Origin of the sequence: Nostoc sp. GT001 (assembly GCF_030382115.1) — a bacterium.
In the GTDB taxonomy this organism is placed as follows: domain Bacteria; phylum Cyanobacteriota; class Cyanobacteriia; order Cyanobacteriales; family Nostocaceae; genus Nostoc.
The window spans coordinates 4,869,526-4,895,393 of sequence record NZ_JAUDRJ010000003.1 but is presented as its reverse complement, the minus strand read 5'-3'; the positions used below and the strand labels follow the sequence as shown (position 1 = coordinate 4,895,393).

The 25,868-nt window shown below is 40.5% G+C and carries 17 protein-coding genes and 2 pseudogenes; 8 read left to right on the top strand and 11 right to left on the bottom strand.

What is annotated here, in order from left to right; genetic code table 11:
* The first annotated feature begins 436 nt into the window (after nt 1–436).
* The 7 genes from QUD05_RS23670 to QUD05_RS23640 all read left to right on the top strand — a co-directional run bounded on the left by QUD05_RS23670 (nt 437) and on the right by QUD05_RS23640 (nt 10,572).
* Nucleotides 437–1,408 (top strand): lipoxygenase family protein, encoded by a 972-nt coding sequence (locus QUD05_RS23670; protein ID WP_289798235.1) that lies wholly within the window; start codon nt 437–439, stop codon nt 1,406–1,408.
* Between the two features lie 19 nt (nt 1,409–1,427).
* Nucleotides 1,428–2,282, top strand: coding sequence for a lipoxygenase family protein (locus QUD05_RS23665; protein WP_354666152.1), 855 nt, complete (start codon nt 1,428–1,430; stop codon nt 2,280–2,282).
* A gap of 364 nt (nt 2,283–2,646) precedes the next feature.
* A complete protein-coding gene (locus QUD05_RS23660; protein ID WP_289798234.1) occupies nt 2,647–3,201 on the top strand; it encodes a RidA family protein in 555 nt (184 codons plus the stop codon).
* A gap of 509 nt (nt 3,202–3,710) precedes the next feature.
* The gene (locus tag QUD05_RS23655; protein WP_289798233.1) at nt 3,711–9,128 is read left to right on the top strand and encodes an ATP-binding sensor histidine kinase; all 5,418 of its coding nucleotides are present in this window, start codon (nt 3,711–3,713) and stop codon (nt 9,126–9,128) included.
* 277 nt (nt 9,129–9,405) lie between these two features.
* Nucleotides 9,406–9,813 (top strand): transposase family protein, encoded by a 408-nt coding sequence (locus tag QUD05_RS23650; RefSeq protein WP_289795575.1) that lies wholly within the window; start codon nt 9,406–9,408, stop codon nt 9,811–9,813.
* Nucleotides 9,814–9,942: 129 nt separating this feature from the next.
* Entirely contained in the window at nt 9,943–10,215 is a 273-nt protein-coding gene (locus QUD05_RS23645) for a hypothetical protein (protein WP_289794483.1), read from the top strand.
* 195 nt (nt 10,216–10,410) lie between these two features.
* Nucleotides 10,411–10,572, top strand: a complete 162-nt coding sequence (locus QUD05_RS23640; protein WP_289794484.1) for a hypothetical protein — start codon at nt 10,411–10,413, stop codon at nt 10,570–10,572.
* A gap of 287 nt (nt 10,573–10,859) precedes the next feature.
* On the opposite strand, the gene QUD05_RS23635 is transcribed toward QUD05_RS23640, so the two are convergent.
* The 11 genes and pseudogenes from QUD05_RS23635 to QUD05_RS23585 all read right to left on the bottom strand — a co-directional run.
* Nucleotides 10,860–12,257: a M36 family metallopeptidase gene (locus QUD05_RS23635; RefSeq protein WP_289798232.1), complete on the bottom strand. Its 1,398-nt coding sequence runs from the start codon at nt 12,255–12,257 to the stop codon at nt 10,860–10,862.
* A 9-nt stretch (nt 12,258–12,266) separates the two neighbouring features.
* A complete protein-coding gene (locus QUD05_RS23630; RefSeq protein ID WP_289798231.1) occupies nt 12,267–13,793 on the bottom strand; it encodes an iron uptake porin in 1,527 nt (508 codons plus the stop codon).
* A 159-nt stretch (nt 13,794–13,952) separates the two neighbouring features.
* Nucleotides 13,953–15,671, bottom strand: a complete 1,719-nt coding sequence (locus QUD05_RS23625) for an ABC transporter ATP-binding protein (RefSeq protein ID WP_289798230.1) — start codon at nt 15,669–15,671, stop codon at nt 13,953–13,955.
* Between the two features lie 13 nt (nt 15,672–15,684).
* Nucleotides 15,685–16,791, bottom strand: a complete 1,107-nt coding sequence (locus QUD05_RS23620; protein ID WP_289798229.1) for a molybdopterin-guanine dinucleotide biosynthesis protein MobB — start codon at nt 16,789–16,791, stop codon at nt 15,685–15,687.
* Nucleotides 16,792–17,107: 316 nt separating this feature from the next.
* On the bottom strand, nt 17,108–17,776 hold the full coding sequence (locus QUD05_RS23615; RefSeq protein WP_289798228.1) for a response regulator transcription factor: 669 nt from the start codon (nt 17,774–17,776) through the stop codon (nt 17,108–17,110).
* Complete coding sequence (locus QUD05_RS23610) at nt 17,754–19,220, bottom strand: sensor histidine kinase (RefSeq protein ID WP_289798227.1); 1,467 nt, start codon at nt 19,218–19,220, stop codon at nt 17,754–17,756. The genes QUD05_RS23615 and QUD05_RS23610 overlap by 23 nt, the downstream gene beginning before the upstream one ends.
* Before the next feature lie 302 nt (nt 19,221–19,522).
* The gene (locus tag QUD05_RS23605) at nt 19,523–20,536 is read right to left on the bottom strand and encodes an alpha/beta hydrolase (RefSeq protein WP_289798226.1); all 1,014 of its coding nucleotides are present in this window, start codon (nt 20,534–20,536) and stop codon (nt 19,523–19,525) included.
* Between the two features lie 230 nt (nt 20,537–20,766).
* Complete coding sequence (locus QUD05_RS23600; RefSeq protein WP_289798225.1) at nt 20,767–21,105, bottom strand: hypothetical protein; 339 nt, start codon at nt 21,103–21,105, stop codon at nt 20,767–20,769.
* A gap of 276 nt (nt 21,106–21,381) precedes the next feature.
* Nucleotides 21,382–23,089, bottom strand: a pseudogene (ilvD, locus tag QUD05_RS23595) (dihydroxy-acid dehydratase).
* 227 nt (nt 23,090–23,316) lie between these two features.
* Nucleotides 23,317–23,589, bottom strand: a complete 273-nt coding sequence (locus QUD05_RS23590) for a hypothetical protein (RefSeq protein ID WP_289798224.1) — start codon at nt 23,587–23,589, stop codon at nt 23,317–23,319.
* 182 nt (nt 23,590–23,771) lie between these two features.
* Nucleotides 23,772–24,101 (bottom strand): annotated as a pseudogene (locus QUD05_RS23585) (IS1 family transposase); the annotation flags it as partial.
* 65 nt (nt 24,102–24,166) lie between these two features.
* On the opposite strand from QUD05_RS23585, the gene QUD05_RS23580 reads away from it, so the two are divergent.
* Nucleotides 24,167–25,612 (top strand): PQQ-dependent sugar dehydrogenase, encoded by a 1,446-nt coding sequence (locus tag QUD05_RS23580; RefSeq protein ID WP_289798223.1) that lies wholly within the window; start codon nt 24,167–24,169, stop codon nt 25,610–25,612.
* Nucleotides 25,613–25,868 lie beyond the last annotated feature (256 nt).

The window sequence follows — 25,868 nt, the reverse complement described above, 5'->3', positions numbered from 1 at the left end:
AAAAAATAGTAATTAGAATAGAGTTAACAATCTATTAAATGTAGGTTATGTTGCTAGTGGATATCTAAGCCGGGAAACTTAGATATCCTTATATAAAATTTCACTAGTTTAATAAGTAATTATGCAGACATCATATTGAGGGCTGTAAAAGAAACTTGCGCAGATTCTTACCGATAGGTATGGCGATGTCTACGACGGGTGGTTCCTGAGCGCAGCCTCTCGCAGAGAAGGGCTACGCCTACGCAGTTGCTAGCACTTCAAGGTAAAATTTCGGTAGGCTCATCACGATCAACTTGCACGCATTCTTCCCGACGCTCCCCAAGAGTTTTTTCCTTTTTTAATAAGTTGAAGATAAGTATCATGTTTTACACAAAAAACGATAGATACCGTATGATTTTTATTGGTGAAAAGTATGTTTTTTGGGGAGGATAATGTAATGCGCTTACCGACTCGACAGCAACGACACCAACAATTAATAGAGAAATACATCCTATCGCGCCGTACTATGCTAGCTCTATTAGGTCTAGCCTGTACCCCTGGCTTGGAAAACTTGGTCAGAGGCGATACTCACCCTTCAAAGCCAAGTCCTCCTGTCAATCCGCACATCCCAACTTTACCGCAACACGATTCGCTGAAATGCCAGCAAGAGCGTCAACAGCAGCTACAACAAACACGTCAAGAATATCAGATTGCATCACGGCTACCAGCTTCTGTCCGTGTGGCAACTTTACCTGCCCAAGAGATTTTTTCTGAGGAATATAACAGTAATCGGGGAATTTTGGCAGAGAAAGTGACAGCGAATCAACAGGCGTTTCTCAAGAATCCTCAGTTGTTTCTCAAGCTAGAAGACTACGCTGCGGTTTTTCCTATTCTGCCTTTACCAGATGTAGCCAAGAAGAACTTTCAAAGCGATGCCACATTCGCGCAACAGCGGCTTTCTGGCCCCAACCCAATGGAACTAACCAATGTCTTGGCGCTCAATTACAGCCTGACTCAAAAACTTGGAATAACGGATGAGATTTTTCAAACTGTGCTTAGAAGTGTATATAAAAAAGGGTACGTTAGAGAAACTCTCAAAAGTGCTACTCAAAATGGCAATCTGTTTGTCACCGATTATGCATTACTTGATAGTGATACCATTGCTCCGAAAAAGAATCAATTTCTGACTGCCCCAATTACACTTTATTATAGCGATCGCAGTCGCAGGGATTCGCGCTTAATCCCTATTGCCATCCAACTAGGACAAGTTCCCGGAATCAGCTTGCTTTGTACACCAATGGATGGAGTTGACTGGACTTTAGCTAAACTGATTGCTCAGATGGCTGATTTTTATGTCCATGAGTTAGTACGTCACTTGGGGCAGACTCCATCTTGTTTTAGAACCAATTGCACTAGCTACTGTTCGTGAACTAGCAACTCGCCATCCCGTGAATGTGCTACTAAAACCCCATTTTGAGTTCACAATGGCAATCAATGCCCTTGCGGATCGGGTACTAATCAATCCTGGAGGATTGGTAGATATCATTTTAGGAGGCACTCTTGAAAGCTCACGCAACCTTGCAAATCAAGGAGTTACTGAGGTTTTTAACAATTTCAGCAAATTTGCTCTTCCTACTAATTTACGCCAGCGCGGTGTCGATGATCGTTCTGTATTGCGAGATTTTCCCTATCGTGATGACGGGTTGCTAGTCTGGAAAGCCTTAGAAGAATATGTTAGTCAATATGTAGGAATTTACTACAAATCCAACCGAGATATCCGTGAGGATTTTGAACTACAAAATTGGATACAAGCTTTACAAAGACCCATTAGCGAGCAAGGTTTTGGTATAGCTTCTTTGCCGCCCCGTCTGACCAACCGCGACCAGTTGATTGATATACTCACACAAGTCATTTTTACTGCTAGCCCACAACACTCAGCTATTGCCTGGATTCAATACCAATACATGGCTTTTATTCCGAATATGCCAGGAGCCATCTACCAGCCTATTCCAACTATTAAAGGAATCGTTCAAGGCGAGAACCTCACTAGTTTCCTACCTGGCGTTGAGGCAACCTTTGCTCAGGTTAACGTTATGGCAGTGATTGGTACCAAACAAGATCCCAAGGCATTTACAGATTTCGGTGTGAATAGTTTTCAAGACTTTCGAGCTATTAATGTTTTAAGAGGCTTGCAATATCGACTTCAAGGTTTAGAAAAACTCATCGAACAAAACAATAAACGCCGAAAGGAATGTTACTCTGGCTTTCTACCTTCTCGTATGGCTAACAGTACAAGTGGATAAGCTTCTTGTGAGCTGCACTGCTTACCGACGATGCGGTGAGACAGTTCCGTATGGCTAACAGTACAAGTAGGATAAGCTTCTTGTGAGACCACGCGGTAGGGGCACAAGGCCTTGCGCCCTGAAGTTATTACGAAAATACCACGCACTGCGATCGCCTAATACACTTTTTGGGAGTTAATAACCTGATTTAGTATAAGTTTTAACTGTATCCATATCAAAAGCTAAAGGAACTAAAACCGATCCAGGCTTATTATTTATGTGATTGCACTGAATAAATTTGCTAATTAGTGCTTTTTAGCTTGATTAGATAGATAATAAAACTAAGTATGAGCAAAAATAGAGAACTCACATTTAAGGAGCTTTAATGACTAGACCTATTAGCAGTGCTGTAAATTCATTAGTAGCAAACTTCTCGCGACGAAATGCACTTTTGTGGCTTGGAGGTAGTGGAATAACTACCGCCTTGATGGTGGCAACACAAAAGGAAGTAAGCGCTAAAGACAACAAAGAGTTGAAATTAGTGAACCCACCAACATTATATAATGCACCCCAAAATGGCTATAGTCATATAGCTGTGACACCATCAAGGGCGAGAACCGTCTATATTTCTGGTCAATTTGGTTCCGATTTACAAGGTAATCTTGTCTCAGATGACTTTGAAAAGCAGTTAATACAGGCTTTTAAAAACCTCCGTTATGCCTTAGCAGCGGTTGGGGCACAACCACAAGATGTCGCAAAAACTACTGTTCTTATAGTGGATCACAACCAAAATAAATTGATCCCGTTAGGACGTGAAATTATAAATTTATGGGGGAATAAACCACCAGCAAACACTCTTATTCCCGTTCCTAGACTTGCACTTGACGGTATGTTGTTTGAAATTGATGCTTATGCGGTAATTCCAGATAACCGTAGTTGAGGACTGGTTATAACATAACCCTATCTAATAACAGTCGGCAGAGTAATAAACTTCCGCTACTGTCAATCAATAATAGTCTCTCCTATTTGAGTAGATAATTGCGTTAAGTCAAACTGCGAAACTTAACTAAAAATCCCAGCAGGTACTAGTAGTTTGCTCTTGTTAACTTGGTTCTTTAAAGTTTAAAGGGAAAAGGTTGAAAATTTTTCACCTCTTCCCTTTTCATCTTTCTCCAGCCCTTACAAGCATATTTTTGAGTTCAAAAATTCCTGCTTGACTCTTTGCAGGTTCCTAATTTACTACTGAGAATTTTGACGCTTTGTGTGAGATAGTCTATCTCTGCATTGGATGTTTTAAAGCTAAAGCAGCGTGTAATGTACCCTACAATTTAAAGCTTATCTTCATAAATGGTCTCAAAAGTAAAGCCATAGTAATCTTTACTAATTAACATTAAACTGCCGTTATTAATTTGGGAATAATCAAGTTATAACTTACTCGGATTTAACAGTATGTTTAGCACTAATATTAATATTTCTGGATATAAAATCATTGAAGAAATCTACAATGGTTCGAGAACTATAGTTTACCGAGGGTATCGAGAAGGTGACTCATTACCTGTAGCGATTAAACTGCTGAAAAATCCATATCCATCCTTCAACGAACTGGTGCAGTTTCGCAATCAGTACACCATTGCCAAAAATCTAAACTCATCTTTAATCGTCCAAACCTACAGCCTGGAGGTGTATCAAAATGCCTATGCGTTGGTGATGGAAGATTTTGGTGGTATTTCTCTAAAAGATTATTTTGCTCGCGATCAAACGCGAGATATTAGGTTTTTGCAAGAGTTTTTTCAAATAGCGATCGCACTCTGTAATACCTTAGAAATACTCTATAGTCAGCGTATCATCCATAAAGATATCAAACCGAGCAATATTTTAATTAATCCTCATTCCAAACAAGTTAAATTAATCGACTTTAGTATTGCCTCTCTATTACCAAGAGAAACGCATACGCTAATCAGCCCCAATGTGTTAGAAGGAACACTAGCTTATATTTCTCCAGAACAAACAGGGAGAATGAATCGGGGAATTGACTACCGGACTGATTTTTATTCACTTGGTGTAACTTTCTACGAATTACTCACAGGTGAATTACCTTTTCAATCAAACGAGCCAATGGAGTTGGTGCATTCCCATATTGCTAAGGTAGCCTCATCAATAGATGTAATTAACTTACAAATTCCGGCGGTAATTTCGGATATCGTTAGCAAATTAATGTCAAAAAATGCTGAAGACCGCTATCAGAGTGTATTAGGATTAAAGTATGATTTAGAAAATTGTTTAGCTCAACTGAAAACAACTGGTAAAATTGAAAGTTTCCCAATTGCTCAAAGGGATGTGTGCGACAGATTTATTATCCCTGATAAACTCTATGGACGAGAAGCAGAAGTAGAAACTCTGCTAGAAGCATTTGAAAATATCAGCCTGGGAGCAACAGAAATAATCCTGGTAGCTGGGTTTTCGGGGATTGGTAAAACTGCTGTTGTTAACGAAGTCCATAAACCTATTGTTCGTCAACACGGTTATTTTATCAAAGGCAAATTTGACCAATTTAATCGGAATATTCCTTTTTCGGCATTTGTCCAAGCTTTCCGTAACTTTATGGAGCAATTACTGGCAGAAAGTGATGTCCAAATACAAAAATGGCGAAATAAAATTATTCAAGCATTAGGTGAAGACGGACAGGTAATTATTGAAGTCATTCCCGAATTAGAAAAAATTATTGGCAGACAACCACCTGCACCAGAATTATCAGGTAACGCAGCACAAAACCGATTTAATTTATTATTTCAGAAATTTCTCCAAGTATTTACAACTAAAGAACATCCTTTAGTTATATTCTTAGATGACTTGCAGTGGGTAGATTCGGCTTCATTGAAACTCATGCAATTATTAATGAATGAAGCTAATCAGGGATATTTATTGTTAATTGGTGCGTATAGAGATAATGAAGTATTCCCAGCACATCCATTGATGGTAATGTTGGATGAAATTCGTAAAACAGGTGTAAATGTAAATAGTCTTAACCTAAAACCACTCAACCAATTACAATTGAATCAACTTGTAGCGGATACATTAAATTGTGCAGAAAATGTGGCATTATCTCTTTCACAGTTGATTTATCGAAAAGCTCAAGGAAATCCGTTTTTTGCAACTCAAATCTTGAAATCATTACATCAAGATCGGCTTATTCAATTCAATTTTGCCGAGGGATGTTGGCAATGTGATATTTCTCAAATAAATCAGCAAACTTTAGCAGACAATGTTGTTGATTTTATGGTTTTTCAATTACGAAGACTACCAGAATCAACTCAACAACAATTGAAGCTAGCCGCTTGTATTGGTAATCAGTTCGATTTAAAAACATTAGCGATTGTTTCTAAACAATCAGAGATAGAAACCGCAGATTGCTTGTGGAAGGCTTTGCAAGAAGGGTTGATTTTGCCGCAAAGTGAGGTTTATAAGTTTTTTGTTGGTTCCGAAAATCAAGCAGCTACTCAAGAACAGTCTGAGATGGTTGTATATAAATTTTTACACGATCGCGTCCAGCAAGCTGCCTATTCACTCATTCCAGATGCACAAAAACAGTCAACACACTTGCAAATTGGGCAATTGTTGTTGCAGAATACACCTAAAGAGCAGCAAGAGTCAGGAATTTTTGCGATCGTCAACCAATACAATTACGGACTGGAATTATTAGAGGAAGCTGACGAACGAGAACATTTATCCCGGTTAAATCTGATAGCTGGTTGTAAAGCCAAAAACTCAACTGCTTATGCGACAGCAGTTGAGTATTTAAAAGTGTCAATTCTTTTATTACCGATAAATGCTTGGCAAAGCAGCTACGATTTGGCCCTTGCTGTTTACGAATCTGCGGCTGAGGCAGAATATCTGAATACAAACTTTGATTCATCAAAATCATTAGTAGAGATTATCCTCAAAAACGCTAAATCTCCATTAGAAAAAGTTCGTACCTATGAGATTCAAATCCAATCTTATACGGCGCAAAATAAATTCATTGAAGCAATAGCCACAGGTAGAGAAGCACTGCAATTACTAGATTTGACATTACCTGAAGACAGTAATACTCAAATTATTTTTGAGGAACATGACCAATTACAACAAATGTTGGTTCATCAATCGATTGCAGCATTGGCAAATCTGCCAGAAATCATTGATCCCCAAAAATTAGTTGCGCTCCGCATATTATCGGGTTTGTTTGCTCCAGTTTATATAGCCAAACCGATGTTATTGCCGCTCAAAATTTTTACAATGATCAAAATTTGTATCAAGTACGGCAACTCACCACAGGCAGCTGTTGCTTATAGTCTCTATGGATTATTTTTGTGCAGTATTGGTGCAATTGAAGATGGGTATCAGTTTGGTAAACTGGCAGTACAGCTTTTAGAAAAGTTTCAAACTAAAGAACTTAAAAGTAGGGTTTATTTAACCTTTAGTCTGTTTATTAAACATTGGAAAGATTCAATTAAATCCACATTGAATCTATTTTTGGAAGGATTGCAGAGTGGATTAGAAACCGGAAATTTAGAATATGTAGGCTATTGTGCCAATTGCTATTGTCAATTTCTCTTTTGGAGTGGAGAAAATCTAGAAAATGCTGTGCTGGAAGCAGATAAATATTGCGAGCTAATGCAGCAAATTAAACAAGAAGTATCTCTGGTTTGGGGAAATATCTGGCGGCAGACGGTTCTAAATTTACAAGGAGAAGCGGCTAATCCCTGTTGTTTAATTGGTAAGCATTTTCACGAAGTTGAAATGTTACCGACTTTAATTGAAACTAACAATATCAATGGTATTTGTTATGTCTATCTAGCAAAAACGCTACTGGCTTATCTTTTTGGTGAATATGAATCTGCTTGGGAATATTCCCAAAAATTTGAGCAGTATGAGCAGGGAGCAGCAGGATTATTAATTGTTCCTTTGCGGAATTTCTACCAATCTTTGAGTTTGTTAGCTCTTTGTTCTCAGGTAAATGAAGCACAGCAACAGCTTTATCTCCAGAAAGTAGCCGAAAACCAGTCGAAAATGCAAAAATGGGCGGCTCATGCACCCGTAAATTATCAGCATAAGTACAATTTAATTTTAGCTGAACAAGCTCGTGTAACGGGCGATCGCTTACAAGCCGCAGATTATTATGAAATAGCTATCCAAGAAGCGATCGCCAATGACTATGTTCAGGAAGCCGCGATCGCTAACGAACTTGCGGCCAAATTTTACTTAGAATGGGGTAAAGAAAAAGCCGCAGAAGGATATCTGCAACAAGCATATTACAGTTATGCCCATTGGGGAGCAAAAGCCAAAACTGATGACTTGGAAAAACGCTATCCCAAATTACTCAAACCCATTTTGCAACAGCAAGAATTCAACTTAAATCCCTTAGAAACCATAGCCAGCATTGCTCGTACATCTACTTACACTACCAGCAGCACTAATATTTCTGATGCTCTAGATTTAACCTGCATTCTCAAAGCATCTCAAACTATCTCCAGTTGTATCGAATTAGACGCACTTATCAGCAGTCTCACTCGCATTATCTTAGAAAATTCTGGTGCGAAAACATCTGTATTAATTCTTCCTCAAGAGGATACTTGGCAAGTGCGGGCAATTACCTTTATCGATCAACAGTTAAATTCACAGACTGATGTCAAAACCATTCTTGAGTCACAACTAATAGATGCTTGTCAATATATTCCAAGAAAACTCATCAATTACGTTAAAAATACTCAAGAAACTGTGATCATAGACAATTGTGAAACGAGTATCCCTGGTGTAATTGGAGAATATATGCTCCTACATCAACCTCAAAGTGTATTATGTACGCCCATTATTAACCAAGGTCATTTGATGGGTATTCTCTACCTAGAAAATCAATTGAGTCAAGGAGTATTTACTAGTAACCGTTTACAGGTGATTAATCTACTATCTTCCCAAGCAGCAATTGCCTTAGAAAACGCTCGGCTTTATCAGCAAGCTGGGCAAGCTTTACAAGATTTGCAACAAGCTCAATTACAAATCGTCCAAAGTGAAAAGATGTCTGCGTTGGGTAACTTAGTTGCTGGCGTCGCTCATGAAATGAATAATCCTCTTGGTTTTATTGCTGCCAGTCTTAAACAAGCTAAACCAACATTTATTGATGTTATCGAACACTTGAAACTATATGAACAAAAGTTTCCTACTCCCGGAGATGAAATTTTTACCCATGCTGAAGAAATTGATTTGGAATATAGCTTAGAAGATTTGCTCAAGATGATTGATTCAATGACGATAGCGTGTGACAGGCTCAAGAATATTAGCACCAGTCTCCGTACTTTCTCCCGTGCTGATAGAGATTACAAAGTACCATTTAACATTCATGAAGGCATTGATAGTACGATTTTAATTCTTAAACATCGCCTGAAAGCTAACGAAGAACGTCCAGCTATTGAAATAATCAATGAGTACGGAAATTTACCCAAAATTGAATGTTTTCCTGGACAATTAAACCAAGTATTTATGAATATCTTAGCAAATGCCATTGATGCCTTGGATGAATCAAATACAGGTAGGAGTTTTGAAGAGATTCAAGCCAATCCCAACCGGATTACAATTACCACCTCTTTAAAAAATAAACAAGTTGAGGTGAGTATTGCTGATAATGGTCAAGGGATGAGTGAATCAGTTAAACAAAAAGTATTTGACCACTTATTTACTACGAAAGGTGTTGGTAAAGGAACAGGATTAGGATTAGCGATCGCTCAGTCTATTGTTATAGAAAAACATGGCGGTTCACTGATTGTAAATTCTACCCAAGGTGAAGGAACAGAATTTGTAATTACCTTACCGATTCTGGCTCAAACTCAAAATTAACTTGGAACCACTAGCCTAATAGTAAAAGTTAGAGTTGAGCTATAGCGGTTATCAGTATAATTGCTCTCTCCTAAGTGTACTGAACTGGACTGATAACCGCTATAATGCCTCATATCATGTCCGCATAATTAGTTATGATTTCCACAGTCATTGCACCCCACCCCCAGCCCCTCCCCGCTCTTCGGGAGGCAGGGTGGATTAATTGTCGAGAGAGAAAATATAACATAGAAGGATGATTCCTTAAGAAAAACACGGTTCTCCCAGAGGAAAGTTAGGAATGAATTTAATCGAAGCAATCCAAGGGGTTCCCGATTATCGACATGCTAGAGGTATTAGACATAGACTTTGGATAATACTAACTATAGTTTTGTTAGGTAGTTGTACAGGATATTGGGGGTATAAACCTTTAGCTGAGTTCACAAAAAATCATCGATTATCTCTAATCAAATTATTAGATTTATCTCCAGATATTCAATTTCCGTCAGCATCAACATTCAGAAATATTATGATGTCAATTGATTTTCAGATATTAGCTGAACTGTTTAACGTCTGGGCAGAAAAGAGTTTGCCAATTAATTTCAAAGAATTATTTGCCATCGATGGGAAATGTATTAAAAGTACTGTAACCGGGGGAAATCAATCCTATCAAAACTTTGTGAGTATCGTTTCAGTTTTCAGTTTATAGTCATCAGCAAGGATGGGTAATCAGACATCAAGCTATGGAAAATAACAAAAACAGTGAGATTAGTGTGGTAGAAGAGCTAATTAAAAAGCTTTATGGGCATCATATCGTGATTACAGCCGATGCACTACATTGCCAAAAAAAACTGTTGAGCTGATTATCGAGGGAGAAAATGACTACATTATTACTATTAAAAGAAACCAGCCAAATCTCCTGAAAGTAGCTACTGAGCTAGCTGAATCCTCAATCGCTATCGATACCAATTACCATGATGAAAATTTACATGGACGAAAGACTACTCGTCAAGTCAAAGTCTATCCAATTCCATTTGAGTCACTACCTGATTGGGTTGGCGCTAAAAGTTTAATTGAGGTTAACAGATATGGAACTCGACCTCAAGGATAGAATTGTCGTCGCCAGATTGTTGACTATCATGAACAACACTTTTATTTAAGTAGCTGAAATTATTCAGCTTCAGAATTCGCGGAGATTATTCGTGGTCATTGGTCAATTGAAAATCAACTTCATTGGGTCAAGGATGTAACTTTAAATGAAGATAACTGTATTCATACTGGCGGTTTTTCACCAGCTAATTGGGCGATGGTCAGACAGTTTTTAGTTTCCCTGGCTCGTCAGTTAAATTGTCGGACTCTTCCCGAAGCGTTAAGGCTGATGGCTAACCAACTTCAAATGATTTTTGATGCGCTATTTGACCACTCCGACTCCTTTTGCCCAATGCCTGTGAGTCCAATGGTCGAGTGAGAAAACTTTTTCTCTCCCGACAATTAATCCACCCTGCTCCCCGTAAACGGGGAGGGGAGACAAAGCGCAGCTTTGGCGGGGTGGGGTTCTTGGGGTTTAGTAAGTAATCAAGCGGACATGATATCATTCATGCTTTTTTATCTCCCTAATTGACGCTGATTATTTTATTATATAAAAAAGCCGGAAATGATCTTGTGGCAATTATTTCAGGCTTCAGATTCTCTAATTTCATAATTATTAAATCCGCTTTAATATCTGCGGAATTTTAGATGCGTTTCCCCTGATGTTCAAAAGGTACTATCAGGAGTTTTTAAGTCAATACCGCGTTTGGCAAAAGTATTGATAATTAAAGTGCGGTTGGCGTTTTTATAGAATAATTTGTCTGCTTTAAGTATCTTTGCTAAACCATCACGGAATTCATCTTTTTGATCAATTTTTTCATTTCGGCGAATTTTGCGTTTTGCTTTTGGGTTATCTGCTTCAATCTCACCAAACAACAATAATGTTTTCATCAGCAGCAAATCGGTTTTGCGACCATCGCCGATCGCTTGTCGTAAGTCCCATAGTGTGGAACTCCAAATGTTACCGTTCTCATGAGGGTCGCCGTCTTGGACAAAATTGGCAGTTGTGCGAGGGCCGCTGAGATTGCGATTGCTTTTATCTGTTAGTTTTTCGTTAGCTCTTTGCCATTCGTAAATGTCAGGAGAGTTTAGCATTACTGCTGTCCAATAATCACAAGTTCCTTCATCCAGATGGATTTTACGGTTGCTATATTGGTTATTTTGGCGGTTCTGGTTTTCACGGAAGTCTGCGGTGTGGCTGACAATATGATGTGCTGTTTCATGAATAATAATTGCGGCGTTGTGGGAAGGATTTTCGTTATAAGGATAGCTGTTAACAACCACGCGATCGCCATTAGCATCTTTAATAAAGTCATTACCAGGGCCTAAATGCACTTCTCCTGTAGAATTAATTTCTTCCACTTGATGCTCAAAGCCTTCATCATCGAAGCGATCGCTTGGTCGGCGATAATGGCCCCCACCAAAAGAAAGCGCCTCACCACTACGCTTGTCACAATCATTTTGTCGGTAGCCTGGTAATTGTGAACAAGAATGGTCATTTACTACTACGCGCAAGTAGGGAAGCGGTTTTTCGCCCAGTTCTGCTAGTAAACTATTAGCGTAGGTTAATGTCCGATCGGTGTGGTAATAGGCATTAACTTCACCGAAGCGTGCCGCACTTAAAATGAGATCGTTTTCTCTTCCTTTAGCCTCCTCATTTTGTCGGGGAGTCGAACCACCACTAGCCGGATCGTACAAAAACGAATCTCCCTCAGCATTCCCCATTGGAACACCTCGCAATTCCCCTGTTTTGTTATCTTTCTCAACTAGCACTCCGTAGTTAACAACTTCTACTTGTTTACCCTTCAAACGCCAAGGTTCATTTGTTTTTTTTAACAAGTTCGGTAATTTCACAATCTCAGGCTTAATTTTATCGGCTGTTTTGGCATTAACCTGACTTTGGGGTAAACCGAGATAGACACGAGCTTGAGGAGCATTAATAATTTCAGATGCAATGGCGTTTTTGGTGCTGTTAGTTTGAAAACTATTATCTTTCATGACCACAACTACTCCCAAGCTTAATAAAGCAATCAAAACGAAGTTAAAAAGACGAGAGGTTTTCATAGTCCGTACCTAGAAAGAAAAAGTAGTTCTAACAGTTCCTATATAAATCGTGTCGCTATTGTATTTGTGTTCTGGATTGGTAATTACTAATAAACTAGGGGTAATAGCAATATTGTCGGTAGCTGGAAAACGGTAAAACAGTTCTAAATGCCAAGAATTAGCTTCGTCTGTAAACTCTCTGCCGTATTCGTTGCTAATAACTTTCGGCGGTTGACCAATAACAATGCCAGCTAAATCACCATCTTTCCCTGCATCAGGAAAGGCAAGGGTTATTGCATAGTTAAAAATATCTGCTGTTGGTTTGCTTGATAAATCTTCGGCTGTAGCTTGTGTAAAACCGACCCAACCCCCAAGATTAAAATGACGATTCAATCGCCAACTTCCTTGGACTCCATAAGAATTGGCTGTGATGCGATCGCTATCATTATCAAAGGGTTCGTTAGCAAGTTCGCTTCCAGTCCCCGTGTTGATATTGTTGTATGAGCGCACATAAGTTAAACCAATTTCCGCATTTTTTATCGGTTCCAAGGTCAACTGTGCAATTGCACCGTAAGGACTTTCACTAATTCCCACTTCAGGATCGTTAGCACGATCAGCAATATAACCTACACTCAAACTTACAGCATCGCTAAATTCGTAATTAATTCCTACTCCTGTACCAAAACCTTGACGGTAGATCGGGTTACGTCGCCCGAAACGCGAGATTGCACCACTACTACTACTGCTAAAAAAGGGATTGAGAATATCAGTAAAATCATTGAGTTCACCAGCTGTCGCCTCAACATAACCTCTTGCTTGTTTGCTAATTGGGAAGCGATATTCTAAGCGACTGATTTCTAATTCATTATTACTATCTCCATCAAACCCCAAACGAGCCATTGCAGTACCTGTAACTCTATCGAGTGAAGAAGTATTTGTAGCTTGCAAACGAACTCTCAGACGGTCTTCACCTGTGAAACTTGTATCAAAATTCAAACGTACTCGACTACCAACAAAGATATTATCGTTGATGGGTTCATCTCTATCATCAGCTTTATTTGTGCCAGTGAAGCCTGCGATCGCAAATATCGCTTCTCCGCTCAACTTGGTGGTTATGGAAAACTGCTGTGCTTGTAATTGAGTTGTCTCCACCTCCAAATTGTCAACTCGTGCCTGTAAGCTATTTAACTCGCCAGCAAATTCCGTTTGTAACCGCCGCAAGCTAGATAAATCATCTTGATTTACCAAGTGATTACTACCTGCGGCTATAAGTTGATTTATACTGAGCAAACAAGCATTCAAACTTATTGCAAATTCGGAACGAGTGAGAACTCGCTCGCCTTCATAGGGACTAAAATCAGCTTTGCAACCATAGCGTTTTACTAAAGATTGCAAAGCTGGAAATTCCCAGTCCGTAGGTTTGATATCTGCTAACTGAGAAAAGCTGGTCATCTGGGCTAAGGAAGAATTTTGTTGTTCTGTGACAGCAAAAGCCTTTCCTGTTAGCACGAGACTGACAGCTAAAACTACTGAACCTAGCTTAAAAACTTTGGACATTACAAATTCACGCACTGACCTTGTTTTTGCTTGGCGATATTATTACCACTAGGTAGGGGGCGGATTGTTGTCCTGACATAGAACTGCGGTAAATTGTGAAATTACAATCTTTTTCATGGTTTTCTCCTCACTAAACTGATTTATTTGTTTTGTAAATTTTTAAGCAGACAAAACTTTTTCTTCGCTGTCTTGAAACAACCGTGCGGTGAGACTATCACTGTTGAGCAGCACTTCTGGTGAACCTGTTTCAATCAACCGTCCATTTTCTAAGTACCAAATTACATCGGCACAGAGAAGACGCTCTTTGCGGTGGGTGATAATTAATACTGTGCCTTTGTGTTCCGCTAGTACGCGGTCTACAATGGCTGTAGCTTGGGCATCTAAATTAGCATCTACTTCATCAAGCAGTAATAGTGCTGGATTGCCTAAAATTGCCCGTGCTAGTGCGATGCGTTGGCGTTGTCCAGCTGATAAACTCTTTCCACCTTCAGAGACTTTGGTTTCCTCACCTTGGGATAGTTCTGCCAGCACTTGATCAATGCCGCAAAGTTGCCAAACTCTGGTAATTTCTTCAATGGGAGCATTGCGCCAGCGATAGCGGAGATTTTTAGCAACAGTTCCCCGCAGTAAGGGTAAATCTGGGCCAGCCATGCCAATTGCTCGGCGGACTGATTGTAGGCTGTGTTGTGATAAATCCTGCCCATCCAAGCGAATCACACCTTCATCGGGGTCAATCAGACGTGCGGCTAGAGAAATTAAGGTGGACTTGCCAGCGCCATTCGGCCCCACTAACGCAACAATTTGACCTGGTTGGGCGATCGCACTTACTTTGTGCAATGACCCCTCTAAGCTGACATCATCAAATTCTAAAAGTCCGTTCCCTAATTTGAGTTTCGGAGCATTTGCCTTTTGGGTGACTAAAGAAGGAGTGTCCAGAAACTGTTTAACCTTTTGCAGTGCTACCCGTGAGTTGTGCCAGTATTCCTGTACTCGGCCCAAGTCTCGCAGTGGAGGAACTAAAAGCCCGACAATGGTCATTGCCGCTACGACTACGCCGACAGAAGTGCGCCCAGCAGAGACTTCCAGCGCCCCCACAACCAAAGCTGCACCAGAAGCGATCGCGGCGGTTCCTTCTGTAATTCCCCGCAATTGACCAGCTACCATTGCCCGATCTACCATTGCCTTCTCTAAACGCCGACTCTGGCGAGCAATGCGCTTTTTCTCCCGTTGCGACTGCCCAAAAACTTGCACTACAGCAATAGACGCTACTTTTTCATTAATATTTGCCGCTAGGTTACTCAACCGCCGCCTAGACTCTTGAGCAACTAACTGCATTCGTTTACCCAACTTCAGGGAACTTAAGCCACCAATTGCCAAAACTAAGCCAACAGTCAAAGCTAAAGGAGTACTGACAATCGATAAAGCTGCTAAAGAGACCACAGTTGTAGTCATAGCTACAGTTAATCGCGCCAAACCTAAGCTTACCCACTGACGTAGAGCAGTCAAATCGCCCACGAAGCGGAGCATGACTCCTCCCTGACTGCGATTTTGGAGAGCGCGAGGCGCAAGGCTCATTAAACGCTCGTATAAAATCATCCGCATTTCGTAGGCGTAATCTTGACCGATCCGTTCAGCATCAGCTCGTTCTAGTACCCGAAGTAAGGCTGTGACAATTGCTGCTGCTGCCAAACCCAACCCAATCTGCCACAGCAGTTTGTTATTTAAACCAGGATTGACAGTTGTAATCAACTCGTCAAATGCCATCTCTACTAGCAAAGCATTTGCAACAGTAGCAGCAGCCTGACAAAAACCGTTAATTACCAAGCGGGTAAGGAACCAGCGACGGTTGCCACTAATTGCACGAGGAATCTGCATCATATCTCCGTAGCAATTAGTTGGTACTCACCTGCTGAGTCAGCATTAAATCGGGAAGAGGGCGAGGAGATGGAAGAACTATTTTTGCTGCTTTTATACTTTCTAATAAATCTGTCGCTTGTTCGCGCAGCATTTGGATATCGAAAATCGGTAAATTTGTGGCTTTTTCAGTTTCACGTGCAGCTAACGGAGATGCAGTTACCAAGCCACTAACTGCTAAGACGGGCAGATTAAAGCTTTGCAACCATTCTATGCCTGCGGCTGCTCCCAGAGCGCCACCAGTGGCAAACAAAACACCATCAATAGCCTCGCGGAAGGCAACAGAAGAAACTAATGCTGATGTTTCTTCTTGATACAATCCATCTGCTACCTCTAGTACGATCGCATCTACACCCTCTGCTCCTAGATAATTAGTTAGAGTATCTAGAATTCCTTCGACTTGTTCAGGGGTAGCTCGGTAAGTGGAGGGAAACCCGGCATGGGTGAAATCTAAAACTAAGCTAGCTCCGGCATCGCGCATCAGCCAAATGTCTCCACCCGCGCCAGTGCCAGTAATTTTGGCGGCTCCTACTTTCATACCTGCATTAACTAAGCCCCTAATCAGGTTGGCTGCTGTGGTAGTTTTACCTGAGTTCATCGATGTACCGACAACAGCAATTGTGCAAGGGCGCTGGCCGATATAGCTAGTTGGTGGTAAAGCCCAATCTGCAATGTTGATCCGTTTTCCTTGTTGATCGCCCAGTAAGCCAATAGGAGTAATGGCTGTGGGTGGTTTCATTTTGACGTGCTGGGATAAAACTTTTGCTGCTATGCCACCTGCTGCTGCGAGATTGCATGGTGACAAATCTTCGGGAATCTCCGCTTCAAATTGATCTGGGGCGTAACGATTCCCGTAACAAATTATTATTTCGTCACCGGGAAACATGATGGCTTTGCGACTATCGCAGAGTTCGAGACGCTCGTGCTGTCCTGTTTCGTCTACTCTTGCCAATACTAAATCACCACATTCAGGCTTTATGTCTCCGGTAATCAGTGTAGCGATCGCATCTACATCTACGTGACGCGTGGTGTACGCCATTTTCGCTTGAGCAAGTCTATCAGATTCTAATACTAAAATATTCATTGAATTGGCTCCTCAAATGCTGGAAAATTTTTCTTGAATCAGAATTTTCATGGATTTTAATCACAAAAACTCTGAACTATGAAGGATAAAAAAGAAAAATTAGTGGGAATTTCTTCATCTTCATAGATTCAATTTTTATTTCTAAACTTTCAGCATTTTCTCTGATCCCTCTTTATTTTTATTCTATTCCTAAAGAAGTATGCCTTTAGTAATAGACAATTTAAATTTGAATAAGCAAACAAATATTTGTCTGATTGCTATTATTTAGCTTCCCACATCAAAATAAGTTGAAATTAAGAAAAACATGAGAAAATTCTCATAATCCCAGTCGATAACCCATGCCTCTAACTGTTTCAATAAACTTGTTGCCTAGCTTCTTGCGGAGATAACCCACATAGACATCAACTATGTTATTGCCAGGGTCATGGTCATAACCCCAGACATGGCTCAGGAGTTGTTCCCGGCTGAGGACTTGTCCAGGATGACGTAAAAAAGTTTCAGTTAAGGTAAATTCACGAGCAGATAATTCGATTATGCGATCGCCTACTTTGACTTTACGAGTACGGAGGTCAAAAACAACATTACCTGTGCTGAGTATCATCTCATCTTCGCCGTTGGGTGAGTGGCGATCGCGCAACCGCGCACGCACCCTAGCTAAAAGTTCTTCAAATCGAAATGGTTTAGTAACGTAGTCATCAGCTCCTCTTTCAAAACCGTTGACTTTATCCTTCACATTGTCATGAACAGTGAGAATGATAATAGGCAACTGCTGCCCTTGTCCGCGCAATTCTTCTAAAACAGTCCAGCCATCCTTTTCAGGAAGACCAATATCAAGGATAAGCAGGTCAAAATTATTGCTGTTAGCCATAACAATAGCTTTCTCACCGTCTTCGACTACATAGGTAGTAAAGCCATTAGCCTTAAAACCTTTCTGTAAAAAGCTAGCAATGCGAGATTCATCTTCAGCAATCAGAATTCTTTTCATGTAAAAATACTTCCTGTGGCGGTTCTAAGGGAAGGATTAGAGTAAAAGTCGCTCCACCCATCTTACGACTAAAGACTTTGACCGTTCCTCCGTGAGCAAAGGCTATGGCCTGAACAATTGCCAATCCCAAACCAGCACCATCAGAACGGCGACCGTTAGATCCACGCGCAAAGCGCTGAAAAATCCGTTTTTGGTCGTTAGGGTTGATGCCGTTACCAGTGTCACGTACCCATAAACGCACCCGACCTTTTTTCAGGGATGAACCCAGTGCAATTACATCTACCTCCTGAGTATGCTGAGTGGCATTTACAGTTAAATTCATAATTGCCTGCGTCAGCCGTTGTCGATCAGCTACAATGCAACCTGAAGCTTTTGCCTCCAACCGCCAGTCTCGAACGCCTAAAGCTTTAACTTTGGCGTATAGTTCTTCAGTTAACGAACCAATTTCTACAGTTTCTAAGTTTAAAAAATCTGGTTGCTCTGCCTTAGCTAGTAACAATAGATCATCGACAAAACGATTCATCCGATCTAGTTCGTCGGTGACTAATTCTAGTGTTTCTCGTCGCTCTTTGGGGTCATCACCTACACCCAATAGTTCTAGATGACCCCGGATAATAGTAATTGGCGTTCGTAGTTCATGGCTGGCATCGCTGATGAAGTCTCTTTGACTAGAGAAAGCGGCTTCAAGCCGTTGCACCATGTCATTAAAGGTAACAGTGAGTTCAGCAATTTCGTCTGACCCTTGTACAGGAATGCGTCGACTGAAGTCAGATTCAGTAATCGAGCGAGCTGTTTCAGTCAGTAAACGTAGAGGGGAAAGTACTCTTCCAGCTACTACCCAAGCTAACAACGAAGCTGCAAACAGTACGGCTATAGTTACCTGAGTAACGATCATAATTGCCTCATTTACTTCTTGATTCTCAAGGGCAGTAGAATGAACTACTACCATTACCCCACGGTTTTTTTCCTTGATTACTGGTTCAGCTACATAGTAGATAAGAGTACCAGATGAAGTGATGTGTTTGCCTTGCTTGGGCTGGGTCAGCTGTGCCCAATAGTTTAATAATCCTGTATCTGGATATATAGATTTTGGAATAACTTTAGGGTCTGATTTATAAAATTTACCATTTAAGAGCGCAATGAAATACTCGTTTTCGTCAGGAAAGTTACGAGCCACGTATTTATCAAAGATAGAAATCACATCATCTCCAAATGGTTTACCTGTAGCGGGGTTTGTTCCTTGAACAACTTTTTGAAATTCTTTTAATTCTTGGATTAGAGAGTCTTCTATACGTTTTTCTTGACGGATAAAAAAAGCATGACGGATTACCAAAATGGATACTATGGCAGACAAAGCCATCAGGACTACATACCAGTTCAAAATACGTGCGCGAACGCCAAAGAAGTTTTGATAGCATTTAAAGGATGAATTTGTCTTTCTCACCAGTTAGCTTTATTCTCTAGACATATATAATAAGATTACGTGCTGCCTTAGCTTTTGGATACAATCCTAAGTAATAAAAAGCAATTGGAAATCGCGGCTATACAGACTAAACCCGCCTGCGCGGGTTTTAGAGAGTCCGCGCAGGTGATCACTGAGCCAGTCGTTGTGCAGACTTCGTTTGTATAGCCCCAGACTTCTAGTCTGTTCGCGTAGCGTGCGCCTTAGCGCAGGGCGATCTGCCAAAACGGGATGTTCCCAGTTATCGCGTCTTGCAAGACCTTTTTTAAAAATTGGGATACTGATTATAAATCTGGATTGATACATTTAAGATGCTCACAGCCAAAACCTTGAGTCATCATTGCAGATAGCTGTGGAAAAACTTGTTCATCAAAGTTGAGTTCTCGGATGATTTGGTCATAAGCTTGTCCTTGCGCTATCCGGTTTGCCATTTCCTGAAACTCTAGCCAAGTTAAATTACTCTCAACAAATGCTTTCGCAAGGATAATTACCAGTTCTTCATAATCATTGTCTTCTAATTTTGTCATCATTCGGTGTTCAATGTGAAGCGAATCATCGAAACAGTAATACCAGGATTTCGGTTGCTGCCTAAGTATTCTTCGGAAAAAATCCTGCTGTTTCGAGCGATTAACAGCACCATCTGCCTCACTACATACCATTAAGATTGGAGCAGAAACACAGCCTTGAGCCTTGTCTAAAACCTGATATCCCAATTCTAGAAATATCCGTAAGGCCTTGAGACGAAAACCTTTATAACCAAAATTCCCAGGTGCATCTTTGTTGAACCATTCAAAGTAAATTGGCAGAATTTTGATGAGTTGATCGAATACTAAATAGCGGCTACCTAAAAAAGGTGTGAACAATAAAGTACGGTCAATCTCTTCAGGATGCTCTAAAGCTAACCAAGCAGCTAAAGTTCCACCTGTTGATAATCCACCAATTACAACTTGTTGCCCTAGCGTTTTGGCAATCTGCAACCATTTGATGACAAATTGTTGATAAATCTCAATATCTGTTGGCAGCGGTGGAGGATTTTGAGACTTCCAGTCACCTGAGCGTCCATGACCGGGTTGTAAAGGAATTAAAACGTTATATCCCTTGTTGAATAAGGCTTTACCAAGCGGCTCGAACTGGTAAGGACCTGCTGTAAAACCATGCAAAAACAAAAAAACTTTTGACGTGAAGTCAGGATGAATCAAAAATTTAGAACGGCAAGCTTCATTTTTAAGACCTATTGTGGACTCTAATTGGTCAACTTGTTCTAAAATTTCTACTGTATTTTGAATGCCAACTTTCATTTATGTAATTATCATATTCACATATATAAATCTTACTTTAATCTTACTCAATATACTGAAAAATAAATCTTTGTCTGGCAAGCTTTGAAGCAGCTTAGTTATTCAAAAATTAAATATGAGTCTTATATATGTTACTTGATTAATTAAGTAGTTCCTCCGAATCTAGCAAAGGACATATTATTGAGTTGCCCTGTCAGAAATAAGAAATATTTTTAAAGTCGGATGTGTATTCACTCCAAACTAATTTTCCACAACCCCTCTAGCGGATTAGACTGTTGGAATTGACTATCATTGCTACCGAGCCAATTATTGTCATACACCAACCCCACACTGAATGTTCTATTTAGAGGATATTGTCCTAGTTTTCCAAAACCTTCAATATTCTTTGAGTCAGCGATCGCTTGCTGGTTCAACTGTATAGTTGTTTGGTTGCCGTCGTCAAAGTAAATTGTGGCTCGTTTGTTGTGAAAGCGCACCTGAACTTTGTAAACTCCACCAGTTGCATAGTAATAAGCTGTAGCAGGCAGCTTTTGACCATCAATATTTTGTCCTTTAAGCTCAACTGCCATAGCAGGACTGCATAACAACAGGACTGGCAGGACTAACCCTAAAACTTTCATTGGTAGTAACAAACACTTTCAATCAACTACTTTCTACTTTAAAACATAAGTAGAGTGACTTACAGCAGATTTCAAGTTGGTGAAGTACACAAGCTAACTCTGTTACCCAGATGTAAAACGTGTTTACTTCTGAATTCTGCTGTAAGTTTCACAGCCAATGCCAAAAAGCCGTCTTTCCATACTCTTGTAGAGAGACGCGAGATATCGCGTCTCTAACCTTACGCCCTACTCATTAAATAAATCCAAGTCTGTGACAGCACCAACACTACTAGAGGAAACTAACTTAGCATATTTTGCTAAGATGCCTTTTGTATAACGGGGTGAATGGGGTTGCCATTTGGCGCGGCGACTGGCTAATTCTGCATCAGAAATGTTGATTTGTAACAAGCGAGAATTAGCATCAATAGTGATGCTATCACCTTCTTCGACCAGAGCGATCGCACCACCAACGGCGGCTTCGGGAGCAACGTGTCCGACTACCATCCCATAAGTACCGCCTGAAAAGCGTCCATCAGTAATTAACCCGACTGCATCACCTAAACCCGCACCAATAAGTGCTGAGGTGGGTGCTAGCATTTCCCGCATCCCAGGGCCGCCTTTCGGCCCTTCGTAGCGGACGATAATTACATCACTAAGCTTTAATCTTACCTGCAAGGATGGCATCTAAGCATTCTTCCTCGGAATCAAATACCCGTGCAGAACCAGTGATAGCAGGATTTTTCACCCCGGTAATTTTTGCTACTGCTCCCTCTGTAGCAAGATTCCCTTTCAGGATGGCTAAGTGACCTTGTGCATACATCGGGTTATTCCAAGGACGAATCACATCTTGATTGCTTGGTGGTTCATCGGGGACATCTGCTAAAATTTCGGCGATGGTTCTACCTGTGATGGTGATGCAGTCACCGTGAAGTAATCCATGCACCAATAGCATTTTCATCACTTGGGGAATACCACCAGCTTGATGTAAGTCTGTGGCGACATATCTACCACTGGGTTTTAAATCGCATAAAACAGGGACACGACCACGAATAATTTCAAAATCATCTAAATTAAGTTCTACACCAGCCGCACGAGCGATCGCCAGAAAATGTAACACGGCGTTAGTTGAACCACCCACAGCCATAATTACAGAAATAGCATTTTCTATAGATTTGCGCGTGATAATGTGCCGGGGTAACAATTGATTACGAATTGCTTCTACTAATACCTTGGCTGATTCTTCAGTGCTATCAGCTTTTTCGTCATCTTCCGCCGCCATTGTGGAAGAATAGGGTAAACTCATACCCATCGCTTCAAAGGCCGAGGACATAGTATTGGCTGTGAACATCCCACCGCAAGAACCAGCACCAGGACAAGCGTGGCGTTCTACTTCCATCAGTTCGGTGTCGTCAATTTTTCCAGCACTGTATTCACCCACAGCCTCAAAGGAACTCACAACAGTCAAGTCGCGACCCTGGTAGTGTCCGGGTTTAATTGTCCCACCGTAAACAAAGATAGCCGGGATATTCATCCGTGCCATTGCAATCATTGCCCCTGGCATATTTTTATCACAGCCACCTATGGCAATTACGCCATCCATACTTTGACCATTACAGACGGTTTCAATGGAGTCAGCAATCACTTCTCGTGACACTAGGGAATATTTCATCCCCTCAGTTCCCATAGAAATCCCATCACTAATAGTAATTGTGCCGAAGATTTGCGGCATTGCCCCGGCTAGTTTAATTCCAGCTTCAGCTATGAGTGCAAGTTGATTAATTCCCATGTTACAGGGAGTGATGGTGCTGTAGGCATTAGCCACACCGACAATTGCTTTCTTAAAGTCTTCATCCTGAAAACCTACTGCACGCAGCATAGCCCGATTTGGCGATCGCTGTACCCCTTGTGTAACAACTTTACTTCTGAAATTCTCTGACGTTGTTTTTTCACTCATGGCTCTGGCCTCAATCAAATCTCTGTACGAGTATGATATTGAGCCTTTTTTGAGATGTCCAATATATATTTATTCAGAATTGAGACTTATAAAGTCTTAAAAAGATGGGACTACAACACCTGAGCTACTTTATTGCTGTAGCTGAGTAATTACATTTCAGCAGGAATTAGACAAACGTACAATTTTTATTCAGCCATAAATCGAATGGCTCTCTGCGTTCATATTACTCACCCACAGAAATTATCAACTCTCAACTCGCGCCACACATCAGACGGTTGCCAGCCAGAGTTACCAACGGAGCGCAAAGGGCGATAGTGTTCAGAGATGTAGTCTGATTCGGATGCTTCGATGTACACAGGTAGATTTGGTTCAACCACCGATTCAGGAATATCTTGACTCTCAGCCATCTCAATCAGTTCAGTCGATGGTGGAGTTACTTCTGTTGTCTTGCGAATTGGGTTAGAAGTTTTTTTGATCAGTCGTTGCATATTCATAGTCATTATTTGGCTTTCCACAAGGTAAGATATCCCAGAATACATTAAGTTATCAGAAAATCCGAAATATTTTGTTGGAAAGTTTTTCCAAGTGCGGATTGCTTTTCGCTTTTCAAAGATGGGAGCGTAACATGATTGCACTAATAGGCGTTGCAGAAATGCAGAATAAATTAGCTAAATACGGGTATTTATCTATACTCAAAATAGATAAGTAACAATCGAATTGAATACTCTTAAGCATATCTACTGATTTGGAATAGCATAATTTTTTCAATAGCGAAGCGGTAGCGACGTTAGAACCATCTGTAGGTGTGCAAGATAATCACGTAAATGTGTATTTTCACTTCTACTCTGGTCATATATGTTTTACTGACGATATGATCCTCTGGGTTAATAAAACTGGGGTAAACTTTCCATCCATCCGTTACATAAAAATAGCACTGCCAACAGCAAATAATGTCCCATAAAGCTTTAAATGTTTCAGCACTATGGTCTCCTAAGACCCAAGCTAAAATTCCCAAAATTTTCCCTCATCAAGAGGAATTTAACAACAAAAATAACTGATCATTTTACAAAAAAAATTATGAATAATACTAAATCATTTAATCAATTTAAACGCAGATTCATCGGTAATTTTGCTGTCAAAGCGCTGTTATTTACAATAACACTATTATTTACAATAGTTTTATTAAATCATAGCACTACTGGAGTAAGTCTTGTACCTCAAGCCCTGCGTCCTGATATCAAGGTTCGCAATATTGTTAATACACTATCAGTCTCTCCTTCTGTGCGGATTGTAAAAGACCCACGAAACAATACTCTCTATTACCTCAAACGAAATGGTGAGATTTATCAAGTCAATTTAGCCTCCTCTACTAGAACCCTTGTGTACAACTCTGGTAATCATAATATCAGTGAAACTCAAGGTATGGCCATTGGCCCTAACGGCACAATTTATTTAGTTGGCAATGCAGACCTTGTGAAGAACCAAACTCAAGGAATTATTGTTAAAGGTGTAATTAATTCGAGTACAAGACAGCGTATCTGGTCTATCTTAGCTAAGAGTGAAGCCTATCCCAAAAGCAAAACAGCTTATGACCATCGATTCAACGGCGTAGTTGTTAGCCTGGATGGTAACTTTATCTATGTAAATAGCGGTTCTCGTACCGATCATGGTGAGGTTCAGTCTGTTGATGGTCTATATCCCAATACTCGCGAAGTCGGATTAACCGCCTGTATACTCCGTCTTCCTAGTAATGGTAACAATCTTTTTCTGGCAAACAATCGAGCAACTTTAAAGACAGCTGGCTATATTTTTGCAGAAGGAATACGTAATACTTTCGATATGGCTTTTGCACCCAATGGGGATTTATTTGGCACAGAAAATGGCCCAGATCGCGACATGTCAGAAGAGTTAAATTGGCTACGTTTAGGTGGTAATTACGGCTTTCCTTGGCGTATTGGTGGAACAGACAATCCACAACAATTTCCCAATTATAATCCTGCCACTGACCGATTGTTAAGCCCTCAGTTTAACGCTATCCAAAGGGGCTACTATCGTAACGATCCAACCTTTCCTACTCGGCCTACTGGAAATTTGATTGAACCAATTCCTAATCTTGGGCCGGACGCAGATAATTACCGCGATCCTGTAGATGGAAAAATCAAAGATGCCAGTGTTATTGGGCAAACTTTTAGCACTTTTACAACACACCGTTCTCCTTTAGGCTTAGTTTTTGATACACAAGGAGTAATGAGTCCAGAATTCAACAGAGATGGATTTATGCTGAGTTGGACACCAGGCGATCCCACTGGTGAAACACTAATAGGCCCTTTTAAAGATGCCAGCCAAGACTTACTGCATTTAAAGTTAACTAAAGTAGGAAATACCAACTATGAACTTAATGCTACGCGCCTTGTCAGAGGTTTTAGTAATCCCATTGATGCTGAGATTATTAGCAATAAGATTTATGTTCTCGAATATGGCGGAAATCAAGGAATTTGGGAAGTCTCTATGCCTACCAAGTAAGGTAAATTCGACATTCGCCCAACAAGTGACAGCATCGACAAGGCCAAACGAAAATAGATTGCGAGAATCTAACGAGTACTGTTATTTTTAAGCCATGTTCATGTAAGTAACATGAATCTTGTGATGTCTTTTTCGATGCCTACAGACCTTAATTTGCCGTTGGTGTTCTTGGAGGATTGTGTTACGCAAAAAAAGCGATAATGCTATAGTAGTATAGGGAATTAAGCAAAATTTCCCTAAATTTACAGCATTTGAA